This is a genomic window from Flavobacterium urocaniciphilum (genome assembly GCF_900110615.1).
Lineage (GTDB): Bacteria > Bacteroidota > Bacteroidia > Flavobacteriales > Flavobacteriaceae > Flavobacterium > Flavobacterium urocaniciphilum.
On record NZ_FOEI01000001.1, the window covers coordinates 773,394 to 790,911 of the forward strand.

At 30.8% G+C, this 17,518-nt stretch carries 11 protein-coding genes and 3 tRNA genes; 8 read left to right on the forward strand and 6 right to left on the reverse strand.

From position 1 onward, the window contains the following. The first annotated feature begins 4 nt into the window (after window positions 1–4). From BMY86_RS03710 to BMY86_RS03725, 4 genes are all read left to right on the forward strand, one after another. Complete coding sequence (locus BMY86_RS03710; RefSeq protein ID WP_091465320.1) at window positions 5–1,888, forward strand: RecQ family ATP-dependent DNA helicase; 1,884 nt, start codon at window positions 5–7, stop codon at window positions 1,886–1,888. Between the two features lie 47 nt (window positions 1,889–1,935). Beyond that, a complete protein-coding gene (fmt, locus tag BMY86_RS03715) occupies window positions 1,936–2,883 on the forward strand; it encodes a methionyl-tRNA formyltransferase (protein ID WP_091465323.1) in 948 nt (315 codons plus the stop codon). A 160-nt stretch (window positions 2,884–3,043) separates the two neighbouring features. Beyond that, entirely contained in the window at window positions 3,044–3,319 is a 276-nt protein-coding gene (locus tag BMY86_RS03720) for an HU family DNA-binding protein (protein WP_091465326.1), read from the forward strand. 174 nt (window positions 3,320–3,493) lie between these two features. Next, the gene (locus BMY86_RS03725) at window positions 3,494–4,054 is read left to right on the forward strand and encodes a YqgE/AlgH family protein (RefSeq protein WP_091465329.1); all 561 of its coding nucleotides are present in this window, start codon (window positions 3,494–3,496) and stop codon (window positions 4,052–4,054) included. Here BMY86_RS03725 and BMY86_RS03730 read toward each other — a convergent pair. Together BMY86_RS03730 and BMY86_RS03735 are read right to left on the reverse strand one after the other, a co-directional pair. Next, window positions 4,047–4,880 carry an aminotransferase class IV gene (locus BMY86_RS03730; RefSeq protein ID WP_091465332.1) on the reverse strand — a complete coding sequence of 278 codons (834 nt, stop codon included), beginning with the start codon at window positions 4,878–4,880 and terminating at the stop codon, window positions 4,047–4,049. The two genes, BMY86_RS03725 and BMY86_RS03730, sit on opposite strands and share 8 nt — an antisense overlap. Window positions 4,881–4,926: 46 nt before the next feature. Next, window positions 4,927–5,319 (reverse strand): START-like domain-containing protein, encoded by a 393-nt coding sequence (locus tag BMY86_RS03735; RefSeq protein WP_091465335.1) that lies wholly within the window; start codon window positions 5,317–5,319, stop codon window positions 4,927–4,929. Between the two features lie 172 nt (window positions 5,320–5,491). On the opposite strand from BMY86_RS03735, the gene BMY86_RS03740 reads away from it, so the two are divergent. Next, window positions 5,492–5,565: transfer RNA gene (locus BMY86_RS03740), tRNA-Met, on the forward strand. A 113-nt stretch (window positions 5,566–5,678) separates the two neighbouring features. Here BMY86_RS03740 and BMY86_RS03745 read toward each other — a convergent pair. Then, window positions 5,679–8,309, reverse strand: a complete 2,631-nt coding sequence (locus tag BMY86_RS03745; RefSeq protein ID WP_177177115.1) for a valine--tRNA ligase — start codon at window positions 8,307–8,309, stop codon at window positions 5,679–5,681. Window positions 8,310–8,464: 155 nt separating this feature from the next. On the opposite strand from BMY86_RS03745, the gene BMY86_RS03750 reads away from it, so the two are divergent. Beyond that, a complete protein-coding gene (locus BMY86_RS03750) occupies window positions 8,465–8,860 on the forward strand; it encodes a DUF1573 domain-containing protein (RefSeq protein ID WP_091465339.1) in 396 nt (131 codons plus the stop codon). Between the two features lie 51 nt (window positions 8,861–8,911). On the opposite strand, the gene BMY86_RS03755 is transcribed toward BMY86_RS03750, so the two are convergent. Then, the gene (locus BMY86_RS03755; RefSeq protein WP_091465342.1) at window positions 8,912–10,117 is read right to left on the reverse strand and encodes a PDZ domain-containing protein; all 1,206 of its coding nucleotides are present in this window, start codon (window positions 10,115–10,117) and stop codon (window positions 8,912–8,914) included. Window positions 10,118–10,343: 226 nt separating this feature from the next. Between BMY86_RS03755 and BMY86_RS03760 the strand changes: the two genes are divergently transcribed. Further along, the gene (locus BMY86_RS03760; protein ID WP_091465345.1) at window positions 10,344–11,534 is read left to right on the forward strand and encodes a pyridoxal phosphate-dependent aminotransferase; all 1,191 of its coding nucleotides are present in this window, start codon (window positions 10,344–10,346) and stop codon (window positions 11,532–11,534) included. Window positions 11,535–11,656: 122 nt separating this feature from the next. Here the strand turns inward: BMY86_RS03760 and BMY86_RS03765 are convergent. Together BMY86_RS03765 and BMY86_RS03770 are read right to left on the reverse strand one after the other, a co-directional pair. After that, a tRNA-Ser gene (locus tag BMY86_RS03765) sits at window positions 11,657–11,741 on the reverse strand. 41 nt (window positions 11,742–11,782) lie between these two features. After that, window positions 11,783–11,867: transfer RNA gene (locus BMY86_RS03770), tRNA-Ser, on the reverse strand. A 337-nt stretch (window positions 11,868–12,204) separates the two neighbouring features. Here BMY86_RS03770 and BMY86_RS03775 point away from each other — a divergent pair. Beyond that, the gene (locus BMY86_RS03775) at window positions 12,205–17,511 is read left to right on the forward strand and encodes an HYR-like domain-containing protein (RefSeq protein WP_091465347.1); all 5,307 of its coding nucleotides are present in this window, start codon (window positions 12,205–12,207) and stop codon (window positions 17,509–17,511) included. The last annotated feature ends 7 nt before the right edge of the window (window positions 17,512–17,518 follow it).

The window sequence follows — 17,518 nt, forward strand, 5'->3', positions numbered from 1 at the left end:
CTAAATGAGTAAACCCTTAGATATTTTAAAATCTTATTGGAAACATGAGTCGTTTAGACCTGCCCAAGAAGAAATTATTGAAAATATCTTACAAGGTAACGATACATTCGCGCTTTTGCCAACTGGTGGCGGAAAATCAATTTGTTTTCAAATACCAGCATTACTCAAACCCGGACTTTGTTTGGTTATTTCTCCTCTTGTCGCTTTAATGAAAGATCAAGTTGAGAATTTAAAATCTAAAAACATAAAAGCGATTGCTTTAACTGGGAATATTTCTTTTGAAGAAACCAATAACTTACTAGATAATTGTGCTTATGGCGATTATAAGTTTTTATATGTTTCCCCAGAACGATTGCAACAAGATTGGGTTTTGGAAAGAATTAAAAACCTAAACATCAATTTAGTAGCAATAGACGAAGCCCATTGTATCAGTCAGTGGGGACACGATTTTCGTCCGGCTTATTTAAAAATATCATCTCTTAAAGAATATTTTACCGTTCCGTTTGTAGCCTTAACTGCTTCTGCTACAACTCGTGTTCAAAATGATATTTGTACTTTGCTTCAATTAACAAATCCGAAGCTTTTTAAAAATTCCTTTTATAGAGAAAATTTAGGGTATCATATAATCAAAACGGAAGATAAATTAAACAAGCTAAGACAAATTTATTATAAAAATCCTGAGCCTTCTATTGTATATGTTCGCAATAGAAAAATGTGCTTAGAATTTAGTCAAACTTTAAACGATTTAGGTTTTACCGCAACTTATTATCATGGTGGTTTATCTACAAAAGAAAAAGATAAAAACATGAATATATGGCTTTGCGAACAAGCTAAAATTATGGTTGCCACGAATGCTTTCGGAATGGGAATTGACAAACCCAATGTGAAAACGGTTATTCATTTACAAATTCCGGAAAACTTAGAAAGTTATTATCAAGAAGCTGGAAGAGCTGGTAGAAATGGCAATAAAGCATTTGCCTTACTTTTAACTCCAGAAATAAATCCAGATAATTTTAAAAAATACTTTATTGATAATTTACCGCATAAAGATTTTTTAACTTTAGTTTATAGAGATTTAAACAATCATTTTCAAATTGCTTATGGCGATGGATTTCAGGAAACTTTCTACCTAAATCTTAATCAATTTTGCATCAAGTATAATTTATCGGTTACTAAAACATTTGCTTGCTTACAATTTTTAGACCGACAAGGAGTAATTACTTTAAGTAATTCAATAAGTAATAAAGCTACTTTACAGTTTTTATTAGAAAGTCGAGAAGTCATTAGATACTGTAGTTTAAACCCAAATGATGCAGAAATTATCAATGTCATTTTAAGAAATTATACAGGTATTTTTGAACAAGTTACTAATATCAATACCTCTTTAATTGCAACTAAATCTAATACTACTGAAGAAAAAGTAATTGATGTTCTTAAGAAATTAGAATCGCAAGAAATTATCGAGTTGAAATTACAGAGTAACGACATTACTATTATATATAACGAACCACGAGAAGATAATTATACTATTAATAGGATTGTAAAACATCTTGAAACTCAAAATCAAATCAAAATTGAGCAATATGAAAGTATGCTTCATTTTGTAACGGATACTACTACTTGTAAATCCGTTTTAATTTCGAATTATTTCGGAGAAGAACAAAAAGAAGATTGCGGAATTTGTTCGTATTGTAATTCAAAAAGTAAAACAGAAGTAAAATCGGTTTCGGACAGTATCATCAATTTATTAAAAAATGGTGCGAAATCCTCAAATGAAATTGAAAATTTGTTATCATTTACAACAGAAGAAATTATCTTTGCAATTCAAAACTTATTAGAAAACGACAGTATCTTTTTGAATTCTAATAATCAATATCAAATTAAATAAACATTAAACAACATAGCAATTCATCTTGCTTTGCATCTTACAATATCATGGAAAAATTAAGAATTGTTTTTATGGGAACACCCGACTTTGCTGTTGGTATTCTTGATAAAATTTATAATAGTCATTTTGAAATAGCCGCCGTAATTACAGCTCCAGACAAACCAGCTGGTAGAGGTCAGAAAGTATCTGTAAGTGCCGTAAAGACTTATGCATTAGAAAAAAACTTACCAATATTACAACCAACTAATTTAAAAAACGAAGAATTTTTAGCTGAATTAGCAAGTTATAATGCTAATTTACAAATTGTTGTAGCATTTAGAATGTTACCAGAAGTGGTTTGGAAAATGCCAAAATTTGGTACGTTTAATCTACACGCTTCTTTATTACCTAATTATAGAGGAGCCGCTCCTATTAACTGGGCGATTATTAATGGAGAAACAGAAACTGGAGTGACAACGTTCTTTATCGATGATAAAATTGATACTGGCGCTATGATTTTAAGTAAGAAGACAAACATAGAACCAAATGAAAATGTAGGTCAGTTACACGATAGATTAATGCACATTGGAAGTGATACGGTTATTGAAACTTTAAAGTTGATTGAAAGTGGAAATGTAACTACTACCATTCAAACTGAAACAGCCGATTTAAAAACAGCATACAAATTAAATAAAGACAATTGTAAAATTGATTGGTCGAAATCTGGAAATGAAATTTACAATCATATTAGAGGACTATGCCCTTACCCTACTGCTTGGACCTTTTTTAAAGATGGCGATAATGAATGGAATGTAAAATTATATGACACTAGATTCATTTCTGAAAATCATAGTTTAAAAGCAGGAACTATTATTACAACCAAGAAAGAAATGAAGATTGCTGTAGCGGATGGATTTATTCAGATAGAAAGTTTACAATTTCCTGGAAAAAAGAAAATGCAAACGCATGAATTATTAAACGGAATCCAATTAAGCGCTGAAGCCTTTGTTTACTAAGATTTTCGCTGAAATACGTAAAAATAAACCTACGTTATTAACAATTGATGTTATTTATTAACATTTTTATATAAAATACACGTAAATACTTGCACAATTCAATGATACGTATAAATTTGTAAAAGAAATTAAGTTTAACCAATTAAATAACTAATTAATTATGAACAAATCAGAATTAATCGATGCAATGGCAGCTTCTGCTGGTATTACAAAAGCGGCTGCTAAATTAGCTTTAGAATCTTTTTTAGAAAGCGTTGAAGGAACATTAAAAAAAGGTGGTAGAGTATCATTAGTAGGTTTCGGATCTTGGTCAATCTCTAAAAGAGCTGCAAGAGATGGTAGAAATCCACAAACTGGAAAAACTATCAAAATTGCTGCTAAAAATGTAGTAAAATTCAAAGCTGGTGCTGAATTAGACGGAGCAGTTAACAAATAAGAATCATATTTGATTATTTATAAAGAGCCTTTCTGATTTAGAAAGGCTTTTTTATTAACATATTCTATAAAATTTAGAATTAATAAAATCATTTACTGATTTTTTAAGCTTTTTGTCGATTTTATTTTCTTTAAATTTAATTTTTTGTTAAATTCAGTATAAAATTAGTTGCTTATGATTTCAATGTTACCTAAAAAAGGTTGTTTACTCGTAGCAGAACCAACTATTTCAAACGACGTGTCTTTTAACAGAGCAGTTGTGCTTTTAACAGAACACACTAAAGAAGGAAGTGTAGGGTTTATTTTAAACAAACCTCTATCCTATTCTATTAATGATTTAATTCCAGAAATTGAAGCTAACTTTATGGTTTATAATGGCGGTCCGGTTGAACAAGATAATTTATATTTCTTGCACAATGTACCAGATTTAATCCCAAATAGTATTGAAATTTCTTATGGATTGTATTGGGGTGGCGACTTTGAAAGCGCAAAAACCTTAATTAACGATGGAAAAATCACTAAAGAGAACATTCGATTCTTTCTAGGTTATAGTGGCTGGGATACTAATCAATTAGAAGATGAATTAGAGGAAAACTCTTGGATAATTCTAGAGAATGAACTTCAAAATAAAGTCATCAGTAAGAACAGTCAAAACTTCTGGAAAGAAAAATTAAATGAAATTGGAGGCGAATATGTTTATTTTTCAAATTCGCCCGAAAATCCATCTCTTAACTAATAGTGTTATTTAGCTGAACAACAAGTTCACTAGATAACACTGTTAAAAATTCTTTCTTTCTATATTTTGTAATTGGCTGAATACCAATAATTACATTCGTTAAGAACAACTCATCTGCTTTTTGTAAATCGAAAGGTGAAATGCTTTTTTCAACCAATTCAATGTTTTCCATTTTATTTACAATAGCTATAATTTGTTTACGCATAATTCCGTTTAAACAACCATCAGTGATAGGTGGCGTAATCAATTGATTACCCATTTTCATGAAAATATTGCCATTAATGGCTTCTACAACATTTTTATCATCATTAATTAAAAGACAATTCGCAAAGTCGTTTTCTTTTGCAAAAATACTTGCAACTACATTTGTCATTTTATTATTTGATTTTAATGTAGATAACAAATGTTTTGAAACATGAAAATCTTTAAATAATTCAACTTCATAATTAGATGAATTGAAAATATAATTTTCTGAAGATAAATTTGAACAAGTGATAATAAACTGAATTTCATTTGAATTCGGATTATACAATCCTTCAGCATTTCTAAAAACAGTAAAACGCACTCTATTACTTGTTTTATTTTCTTGAACATTTATAAGTTTCAGAATTTCTTCTTCCATAAATTCCATGGTGAATGGCATTGGGATTTCCATTCTACAAATTCTCATAGATGCCATTAATCTTAAATAATGTTCTTCTAAAAATAAAATTTTTGAACCATTTACTTTTAAAGTTTCAAATATTGAATCGCCAAAAAGAAATCCTCTATTGTTTTCAATAGAAATTTGGCTATTGTCTTGTAAGTTTCCGTTAAAATTAATCATAAAAAAATCCCGATAAAATCGGGACAAATATACTTCAAATCTTAGATTAAACCGAACCAATTACATGTTTTAAATCAGAAACTAGGTTTTCCCATAATAATTTCGATTCATGTATTTCTTCTTCTTCGGAAAAATCGGTAACAATTAATGAAACGTCTTGTGTTATTTCGTCTACTTGTATTTTTAATTCGAAAAAGTAATCTGTTTCTTTACCATCATCATCTAACCACTTAAATTTAACTTTCTCACCTGCTTTTTTAGAAGCTAATTTTGCCTTTTCTTCAGAATCATCCCAAATGAAAGTATAAAACTCACCTCTTGAATTTACATTATCAGCAAACCATTCAGATAAACCTGATGGCGTTAACATATATTGATATAATAATTGTGGCGAAGAGTGTATAGGAAATTCTAGCTCGTACTTAATTTTCTGTTTCATAGTCTTTAGTAAATTTTCAGCAAAATAGAAAAAAAATTGATATAACAACTACATTTTGCGATAAATTTTTTAACGTAAAATTTATTAGTATTTTTTATTATTTTTTTTTGGAATAAAATAAAATAGTTCTATATTTGCACCCGCATTGAGACACATGCAAGACCAATAAAATGGCGAGGTAGCTCAGTTGGTTAGAGCGCAGGATTCATACCCCTGAGGTCGGCAGTTCGACCCTGCCTCTCGCTACTAAAACCCTAACAATTCAAAATGAATTAGTTAGGGTTTTTTATTTTAAAAATGATTCTAAAAAAAAAGCCTAAACTTTACAGTTTAGGCTTTTATATTTTGCTATAATTGATTTATTTCAACCCAGCGATACTTTGTTCTAACGTTGCGATTTTCGCTAAAGCATCTGCTTCTTTTTTGCGTTCGTTTGCAATTACTTGTTCTGGAGCACCAGAAACAAATTTTTCATTTGATAATTTTCCTTGTACCGAACGTAAGAATCCTTTAGTGTAATTCAATTCTTCTGTTAATTTAGCGATTTCAGCTTCAATATCCACATTACCCGTAACAGGAATGAAATATTCGTTAGATTTAACTCTATACGATAAAGCGCCATCAACTTTTTCAGAAACGTACATTAAATCAACAATGTTTCCTAATTTCATAATGATTGAATCGAAATAGGTAGTCGCTTTTTCATTATTTACAACTTTCAATTCAATTACATCCTTAAATGGAATATTTTTATCTTTTCTAATCGTTCTAATACCAGAAATTACTTCTGTAGCCAATTCAAACTGCGCAATTAATTCAGTATTAACTTCTTTAACTTTTGGATATTCAGCAATAATTAAAGCTTGTTCTGGAGTTCTTTCTGCAATATGTTGCCAAATTTCTTCCGTTAAGAACGGCATAAATGGATGCAATAATTTTAAATTATTTTCCAACATTTCAATTGCTTTCTCGAAAGTAACTTTATCAATTGGTTGTTGGTATCCTGGTTTAATCATTTCTAAGAACCAAGAACAGAAATCGTCCCAAACTAATTTGTAAATTCCCATTAAAGCTTCAGATAATCTGTATTTATCAAAATTATCTTCAATTTCAGCTAAAACTTGTTGGAATTTCGCTTCATACCATTCAATTGCTACTTTAGATGATTCTGGTTGTGCAATTGTTTCAGATACTTCCCAACCTTTAATTAATTTGAAAGCATTCCAAATTTTATTCGCGAAAGCTTTACCTTGATTACATAATTCTTCATCAAATAAAATATCATTTCCTGCTGAAGCACTTAACAATAATCCTACACGAACACCATCAGCTCCAAATTTCTCAATTAAACCTAGTGGTTCTGGCGAATTCCCTAATGACTTAGACATTTTACGTCCTTGATTATCACGAACTAAACCTGTTAAATAAACATTTTTGAATGGTTTTGCATCAGCATATTCGTATCCTGCAATAATCATACGAGCAACCCAGAAGAATAAAATATCCGGACCAGTTACTAAATCATTAGTAGGATAATAGTATTTGAATTCTTCATTTTCTGGATCCATAATTCCTCCAAAAACTGACATTGGCCATAACCAAGAAGAAAACCAAGTATCTAAAGCATCAGCATCTTGTTTTAAGTCTGAAGCCTGAAGATTAGGATTAGAAGTTCTTTCTTGAGCTAATTTTACTGCGTCTTCAATATTTTCAGCAACAACAAAATCTTCTTTACCATCACCATAATAATATGCAGGAATTTGTTGTCCCCACCATAATTGACGAGAAATATTCCAATCACGAATATTTTCTAACCAATGACGGTAAGTATTATTAAAACGACTTGGATATAATTTAATTTCATCTGATTCTAAAACGGCATGAATAGCAGGTTTAACTAATTCATCCATCTTTAAGAACCATTGATCTGATAAACGTGGTTCGATTACACATTTTGTTCTTTCTGAAGTACCAACATTATTAGTATATGGTTCTACTTTACTTAAAGCGTTAATTGAAGTTAATTCTGCTTCAATTTCTGTACGAACAACAAAACGATCTTTACCTTCATAATGCAATCCAAATGAGTTTAAAGTGGCATCTTCATTGAAAATATCGATAATTTCTAAATTATGTTTATCTCCTAAAACTTTATCGTTTACATCATGTGCAGGGGTTACTTTTAAACAACCAGTACCAAATTCTAAATCAACATATTCATCTTCAATAATAGGAATCACTCTTCCAGAAATAGGAATAATCGCTTTTTTACCCTTTAAATTGAAATGTCTTTCGTCGTTAGGATTGATACAAATTGCAGTATCACCAAAAATTGTTTCTGGACGCGTTGTAGCAACAACTAAATAATCATTTGAATTTTCAATTTGATATTTGATATAAAATAATTTTCCTTGACGTTCTTCAAAAATTACTTCTTCATCTGATAACGTTGTTTTAGCTTCCGGATCCCAATTAACCATTCGGTAACCACGATAAATCATTCCTTTGTTATATAAATCTACAAAAGAGCGAATAACTGATGCCGACATATCTGGATCCATTGTAAACTTCGTTCTATCCCAATCACAAGAACAACCTAATTGTTTTAATTGTTCTAAAATTGTTCCACCATATTTATCGGTCCAATCGTAGGCATGCTTTAAAAACTCTTCACGAGTTAAATCGGCTTTATTAATTCCTTCTGATTTTAATTTCGCAACAACTTTTGCTTCAGTAGCAATAGAAGCATGATCCGTTCCAGGAACCCAACATGCATTAAATCCTTTTAAACGTGCACGACGAATTAAAACATCCTGAATGGTATTATTCAACATATGTCCCATGTGTAATACTCCCGTTACGTTTGGTGGAGGAATTACAATTGTATAAGGTGTACGTTGATCTGGTTTAGAATGAAAATAATTATTTTTCATCCAGTAATTGTACCATTTTTGTTCTACAGATTTAGCATCAAATTGGGCTGGTATCATATTGCAAATAATTTTATATAAATATTGACTGTTTGGTATAATTTTTGAAATGTATTTGCAAAAGTAATTATATAATATAGAATAAAAAAAATGTATTTACTTTTTGTTAATTAGTTCAAAAAAACATATTTTTACAAATATCAAAATCTAATAAAATGAAACGATTATTATTTATATTAGTCTTAATAGTGTCTGGATTTTCAACATATGCACAAACTGGTGCTAAGATTGAATTTAAAGAAGAAACTATTAATTATGGAAATGTTTTTAAAGGAGAAGATTCTGGAAAAAGAGTTTTTGAATTTAAAAATACAGGAGACGCACCTTTAATTATAAAAGATGTAAAAAGTAGTTGCGGATGTACTGTTCCAACCAAACCAAAAGATCCAATCTTACCAGGAAAAACAGGGATAATTGAAGTACAATACAATATGAATCCAGGACCAATAAGTAAAACAATTACAGTTGAAAGCAACGCTGTTAATAAAGAAAACGGAATGGTAGCCTTAAGGATTAAAGGTACTGTAATGGTTAAAGAAGAAAAAAAGTAATTTAAAAAAATATCAATAAAAAATCCCGAGTAACTTCGGGATTTTTTTGTTTTATATTTCTTCTTTTAACAATAATTCAAAAGTATAGAACATACCATCTCTTTCAATTTCAATAGTTATAATTTCATCAATGTTTTTATGAAAAATTTCACTTAATTCTTGTAATTTATAATTTGAAGCTTTTTTTCCATTTACCGAAATAATCTTATCATCCACCATCAAACCTACTTTTTCAGCAATTGAATTTTTTCTAATATAAACAATCTCTACTCCAGGTTTTATAGAGTATTTTACAGAATATTTATTTTCATCAAGAGCATTTCCCGTATAATTAATTGTGGTGAATTTCATATCCACATTTTTTTCTTCAATGATTTCAATACCATTATGATGAATATCAATTCCTGCAACATTGTAATAAAATCTATCTTTAAAATTACTATTTTTCTTTAGATACATTACTTGTTTACTGTAATCGAAAATTACATTAAATCGTTTCAGAATTTCACCACCAAAGGAACCATCTCTACTTGTTAATAAATTCTTTTTAGCAAATGAAATGGTATCTGGCAAAGAAATTATTGGTTGATCGAACTCAAAATCTGAAAATTTAATGTTTTTAAATCGTACTCGTTTTCCAAATATATTTCCACCAATTCCAGAACCTAAATAATCTACGATAAAAGTTTTATTAATTTCTTGAAGTTCTTTTTCAAATATCCATAAACCATCTGAAAGTCCAGTATCTACAAGTAATTCTAATTGTTTTAATTTGTATTCATCAATATTGATTTCTACGGGTATGTAAGGCTTATTATCTTTTAAAACAAAAGGTAATTTATTATGATTTGATATTTTTCTTTTATATCCTTCTGTTTCTTTTCGATAAACTATTATTTTTTTGGTATCATACTGAATTTCTATTTTATTATTATTAAAAAAATCAGCACCTAGAATACCATGAATGGGTATACCCATATTAGTAGAAAAATCATATTTCTCTTCCAACATTAAAATAACATCTAATTTTTTAGAAGATAAATTCTTGAATTCAATTCTATTATTTCGTGAAATATAAGCATCAATAGGAGCTTCAGTTCCTGGACCAGTGATTTTTATTTTAAAAGTATCATAAAAGGCAATACTATCTTTAGAAGGAAATGCAAAAAGAACATTATATGCAGAACCTGTATCTAAAATAAGATTAAGTTTTACATTATTTAATTTTGGCTGTAAAATAATAGTATTATTGAGCAATTGAAAAGGTATCGTAATTTTATTCTTATTTTCGGAAAAATCCCAAATATTTTGTGAATAAACATTAACGCAAAAGAGTAAAAGTGATAAAAATCTACAATACGTGAACATAACCATAATTATTTAACTAAATGTACGATTTTTTTTACTCATTAAATATTTTTTAACGAAATATTATTATGGAATCCGTATTTTTTTGCACTTTTGCAAAGCAAAAATTTAAGTTATGCCAAAAATCTCACACAAAGGGCAACAAATGCCTGAATCGCCAATTAGAAAATTAGTTCCATACGCTGAAGGAGCTAAAAAAAGAGGTACAAAAGTTTACCATTTAAATATTGGACAACCAGATATTAAAACTCCAGAAGTTGCTTTACAAGCGGTTAAAAATTTTGATATTAATGTATTAGAATACAGCCATAGTGCTGGATTTGAAAGTTATAGAAATAAACTTTCTGCTTATTACAAAAATCAAGGTTTACCTGTTGAAACAAAAGATATTATTATTACAACTGGAGGTTCTGAAGCTTTATTGTTTGCTTTAGGTTCTACTTTAGATCAAGGAGATGAAATTATTATTCCTGAGCCGTTTTACGCAAATTATAATGGATTTTCTACTGCAAGTGGCGTAAAAGTTGTACCAGTAATTTCTGGAATTGAAACAGGATTTGCTTTACCACCAATGGAAGATTTTGAAAAATTAATTACTCCTAGAACTAAAGCAATTTTAATTTGTAATCCTGGTAATCCAACTGGTTATTTATATTCTAAAGAAGAAATTGAAAAATTAGCAGAAATTGTTAAGAAACACGATTTATTCTTAATTGCGGATGAAGTTTATAGAGAATTTGCTTATGATGGATTAAAACATTATTCTGTATTAAATGTTCCTGGATTAGAACAACATGCCATCATGATTGATTCTGTTTCTAAGAGATTTAGTATGTGTGGAGCAAGAATTGGATGTGTAGTTTCTAAAAATGAAGAATTTATGGCTACTGCTATGAAATTCGCTCAAGCAAGATTAAGTCCTCCAACATATGCTCAAGTTGCAAGTGAAGCTGCGTTAGACACTCCACAAAGTTACTTTGATGAAGTTATTACTGAATATGTAGACAGAAGAAATACTTTAGTTGAAGAAATGCAAAAAATTGAAGGTGTTACAATTGCTAATCCAAAAGGAGCCTTTTATTGCATTGCTAAATTACCTGTAAAAAATGCAGATGATTTTGCACAATGGTTATTAGAAGAATTCAATTTAAATGGAGAAACTGTTATGGTTGCGCCAGCAGCAGGCTTTTACTCTACTCCTGGAGTTGGTTTAGATGAAATCAGAATTGCTTATGTATTGAAAAAAGAAGATTTAATTAAATCGGTTCAAATATTAAAAGAAGCATTAAGAGTTTACAACTCATAATATATTTTCCAACAAATATAAAAATCGGGATTATTTATTAATTCCGATTTTTTTTTACATATATACAAAAAAAACAACCCTTAAATCATTAAGGGTTGTTTTAGTTTATACGACTCTATTTGCGGAGGAAGAGGGATTCGAACCCCCGGACCTGTTACAGTCAACAGTTTTCAAGACTGCCGCATTCGACCACTCTGCCATTCCTCCTATATGATAATAGAATTTAGTCGTACAATAAATAATTTTCGCGGAGAAAGAGGGATTCGAACCCCCGGACCTGTTACAGTCAACAGTTTTCAAGACTGCCGCATTCGACCACTCTGCCATTTCTCCAATAATCTCTTTCGATTATTACGGGTGCAAATATAGCCTCTTTTTTATAATCTCCAAACGAATTATGTAACTTTTTTTTATTAATTTTTAATCATCTGATACTCTTTACGTTAAAAAAACCTAAATAAAAACATTCAATTCATTCAGTTCAAACATTATTTCCATCCATTAGTCGATTTTATTTATTTTAAAAAAACATTTAAGATAAATTTATCAAGAATTTAGTCGCCTATCCTAAATACTACAAATTCCTACTATACAATTTTCATACATTTTTAAATAATGTTTTTGGGTTTTTAAAGCCTAAAAATGATTCGTAACCCTAACAAATAATCGTATGAATGTAATTTACAACTTAAGAATAAAATATTTAGGATTAATATTTTTATTTTCTTTATTTACTTTTAGCTATGGACAATCATTAACATCTGATAAAGATGATTATTATCCTGGAGAATTAGCAACTTTTACAGGTAGTGGTTTTGCACCAAACGAAACAATTGAATTGGTTGTACTTCATTCTGATGAAACTCCAAATACAGGTGAAAATCACGAACATTGGGAAGTACAAGCTGATAGTTCTGGTACATTTGTTACCACATGGATTGTTTGTACAGATGATTGCTTAGGATCTACACTTAGAGCTTATGCAACGGGGTTATCTAGTGGATTTCAAGCTTGGGTTGATTTTAAAGATGCCAATTCGAGTATAAATTTAACTAGTCCGACAAATGCATTTCAAGGAGATACTGTAAATGTAGTTGCAAAATTAACTAGTAATCCTGGTAACGTTTTAGTTATTGGCAGAGTTATAAAGTTTTATTTAAATGGTGTCTTATTAGGACAAAGTTCCACAAATTCATCAGCTGAAGCTTCATTTAGTTTTATTTGTTCACAAGCGGTAGGAAATTATAATGGTTCAAATGGAATTAAAGCAGAATTTGAAGGTGATCCTTCAAACAATCCATATGCTGGTTCAAGCAAAGCTAATAACTTTGAAATAAAGGCTCCAATCTGTATGTCACCAACCATAACTTGTCCGCAAAATATAACCGTAAGTAGTGAAATCAATTCTTGTGGAAAATTGGTTTCTTTTCAAGCGACTGCAACCGGTACATCGCCAACAATTTCATACAAAATAGGTACTATAACTATTACTTCACCATACCTATTCCCTAAAGGAACTTCATCTGTAACAGCAACAGCAACTAATTCATGTGGTAGTTCTAATTGTGTATTTACTGTTACTGTTAACGATACTACTCCACCAATACTAACAAGTACAGGATCAAATCAAACAATTAGTTGCTCTAATCAATTAGAATTTAACATCCCAACAGCAATAGATAATTGTGATACAAATCCTCAAATAATTGAAGTTTCAGATATCACAACGCCAGGTAATTGCAATAATACTTACACAAGAGTAAAAACTTGGAAAGCTCAAGATGCGAGTGGAAACCAAAGTGCAACTGTAAGTCAAACTATTAATGTAATTGATGATATTGATCCTGTTCCTCCTGCTGCTCCAGCTACTGCTACTTATCAATGTTTAGATGATGTTCCTGCGGCTGAAAGTTTATCCGCTCAAGATAATTGTTCGGGTGTGATTGTTGGAATTAGTCAAGATACAGTTGATTCAAGTAATCCGTGTCATGTGGTAATTACAAGAACTTGGACCTTTACTGATGCTTGTCAAAATTCAAGTAGTGTGGTTCAAACTATTAATGTAATTGATGATGTTGATCCTGTTCCTCCTGCTGCTCCTGCTGCTGCTTCTTACCAATGCTTAAATGATGTTCCTGCGGCTGAAAGTTTATCCGCTCAAGATAATTGTTCGGGGGTGATTTTTGGAATTAGTCAAGATAGTGTAAATTCAAGCAATCCTTGTCATGTGGTAATTACTAGAACTTGGACGTTTACTGATGCTTGTCAAAATTCAAGTAGTGTGGTACAAACTATTAATGTAATTGATGATGTTGATCCTGTTCCTCCTGCTGCTCCTGCAACTGCTTCTTACCAATGCTTAAATGATGTTCCTGCGGCTGAAAGTTTATCCGCTCAAGATAATTGTTCAGGTATGATTGTTGGAATTAGTCAAGATACAGTTGATTCAAGCAATCCTTGTCATGTGGTAATTACAAGAACTTGGACATTTACCGATGCTTGTCAAAATTCAAGTAGTGTGGTACAAACTATAAATGTAATTGATGATGTTGATCCTGTTCCTCCTGCTGCTCCTGCTACTGCTTCTTATCAATGTTTAAATGATGTTCCTGCGGCTGAAAGTTTATCCGCTCAAGATAATTGTTCGGGTGTGATTGTTGGAATTAGTCAAGATACTGTTGATTCAAGCAATCCTTGTCATGTGGTAATTACTAGAACTTGGACCTTTACTGATGCTTGTCAAAATTCAAGTAGTGTGGTACAAACTATTAATGTAATTGATGATGTAGACCCTGTTCCTCCTGCTGCTCCTGCTGCTGCTTCTTATCAATGTTTAAATGATGTTCCTGCGGCTGAAAGTTTATCCGCTCAAGATAATTGTTCGGGTGTGATTGTTGGAATTAGTCAAGATAGTGTAGATGCAAGTAATCCGTGTCATGTGGTAATTACAAGAACTTGGACCTTTACCGATGCATGTCAAAATTCAAGTAGTGTAATTCAAATTATTAATGTAATTGATGATGTTGATCCTGTTCCTCCTTCTGCTCCAGCTACTGCTTCTTACCAATGCTTAAATGATGTTCCTGCGGCTGAAAGTTTATCCGCTCAAGATAATTGTTCGGGTGTGATTGCTGGAATTAGTCAAGATTCTGTTGATTCAAGCAATCCGTGTCATGTGGTAATTACAAGAACTTGGACGTTTACTGATGCTTGTCAAAATTCAAGTAGTGTGGTTCAAACTATTAATGTAATTGATGATGTAGATCCTGTTCCTCCTGCTGCTCCTGCTGCTGCTTCTTACCAATGCTTAAATGATGTTCCTGCGGCTGAAAGTTTATCCGCTCAAGATAATTGTTCAGGTGTGATTGTTGGAATTAGTCAAGATAGTGTAGATGCAAGCAATCCTTGTCATGTGGTAATTACTAGAACTTGGACGTTTACCGATGCATGTCAAAATTCAAGTAGTGTGGTTCAAACTATTAATGTGATTGATGATGTTGATCCTGTTCCTCCTGCTGGTCCTGCTACTGCTTCTTATCAATGTTTAGATGATGTTCCTGCGGCTGAAAGTTTATCCGCTCAAGATAATTGTTCAGGTGTGATTGTTGGAATTAGTCAAGATACTGTTGATGCAAGCAATCCTTGTCATGTGGTAATTACAAGAACTTGGACCTTTACTGATGCATGTCAAAATTCAAGTAGTGTGGTTCAAACTATTAATGTAATTGATACATCTTCACCATCATTTTCAAAACCAGCTGATATAACAATTTATACCAATAGTTCATGTGGATATAATGCTAATGTATCTGTAACTGGTGATGTTTTTAACGAAAGTGATAATTGCTCAACTGGATTAGAAGCAACTTATTCAGATTCAACAGCAGATGGTGTTTGTCAAGGTTCTAAAATAATTACAAGAACTTGGTCATTAGTAGACAATTGTGGAAATCATGCTGCAATTCAAACACAAATAATTACTGTTCTAGATAATTCAGCACCATCATTTTCAAAACCAGCTGATATCACAATTTATACCAATAGTTCATGTGGATATAATGCAAATGTTTCTATAACTGGTGATGTTATTAACGAAAGTGATAATTGCTCAACTGGATTAGAAGCAGCTTATTCAGATTCAACAGCAGATGGTGTTTGTCAAGGTTCTAAAATAATTACAAGAACTTGGTCTTTAGTAGACAATTGTGGAAATCATGCTGCAAATCAAACACAAATAATTACTGTTTTAGATAATACTCCACCAACAATTTCATGTCCATTAAATAAAACTAATTTAATTACTGACACTGGAGTTTGTACTAAAACATTAACAGCTGCTCAAATTGGATATCCAACATTTAATGATAATTGCAGTATTCCAGATATTTCATTTGTTAGAAGTGATAATAAAAATTCATTAACAGATTCATTCTCATTAGGAATTACAACGATAACTTGGACAGCTACAGATAAATGTAATAATCAAACATCATGTAATCAAACCATTGAAGTTAATAAAATACAACCTTCAATTGTTGTAAGTACTAATGTTAACTCTCAACAATATAGCGATTTAGTGACTTTTTCAGCGCAATTAACAACTTGTACCGATTATTCAATTTGTGGTACAGTAACCTTTAAGTTAGGAACAACTGTTTTAGGAATTGCCAATGTAAATAGTTCTGGCTTAGCTGAGTTGCCAAATATCCCAATGCTATTTGCACCAAATAGTTATACAATTACGGCAGAATACAGTGGATGTTCTTCATATTTAAGTGCTTCAAGTGCATCAAACTTAATTATTACTTGTGAAGATGCGCTTGCTTATTACACCGGAAGTACTTATGTTTCAACAAGTTCTGCAACAAGTTCAAATGCAACAGTTACACTAAGTGCCACAATTAAAGATATTTCTGCTGAAACTAATTCAGATATAAATTTTGGAAACATTACCAATGCAAAAGTCACTTTTGTAAATAGAGATAATAATAATGCCATAATTGCTGCTAATGTTCCAATTGGCTTAGTTAATGCTGGTGACACAAAAGTTGGTACCGCAACTTATAATTGGAATACAAGTATCTCGGGAGATTCACAAACAATAACAATTGGAATTATTGTAACAGGTTATTATTGTAGAAATTCTTCAGATGAAAATGCTTTAGTCACTATTTCTAAACCATTAGGAGATTTATTTATTACAGGTGGTGGATATTTAACCTTAGCCAATTCATCTGGTATAAAAGCTGGAACAATTGGCACTAAAAACAATTATGGTTTCAATGTAAAATACAACAAAAATAAAACTAGTTTACAAGGTAATATCAACACAATTATAAGAAGAATAGAAAATGATGGATTACATGTTTATCAAGTTAAAGGCAACTCTATGACTTCGTTAAGTGTTACTACAAATTGCCCGAAAAAAGCAGTTTTTGTTGGAAAAGCAAATATTCAAGACATAACAAATCCATTGAATGTAATTGCAGTTGACGGTAATGCTACTTTACAAGTTACAATGACAGATTATGGAGAACCAGGCAATAATGATCAAATAGCCATTACTGTTTGGAATAAAAATGGTGGTTTATGGTATGCTAGCAATTGGAATGGCACTACTACTGTTGAACAAAAAATTGGTGGAGGCAATTTAAAAGTTCATGGTGGACAAGTTTGTGATACTTCATCACTTATTACAAAAATAATGTCAGATGAAATAATAATTGAAGAAAGCATTAAACCAGAATTCAAAATTTGGCCAAACCCATCAGCAAATGAATTCAATTTAGATATTTCTAATAAAATAGAAAACGAACCAACTTTAATTGAAGTTTTTGATCAAAGTGGTCGATTAATACAAAAATTCAAAACGGACAATGAACAATTCCAATTTGGAACAAACTTAAAAAGTGGAATGTACTTTATTCAAATAACTAATGGAACATTCAAAGAAACTAAACAAATAATCAAACAATAATAATCAA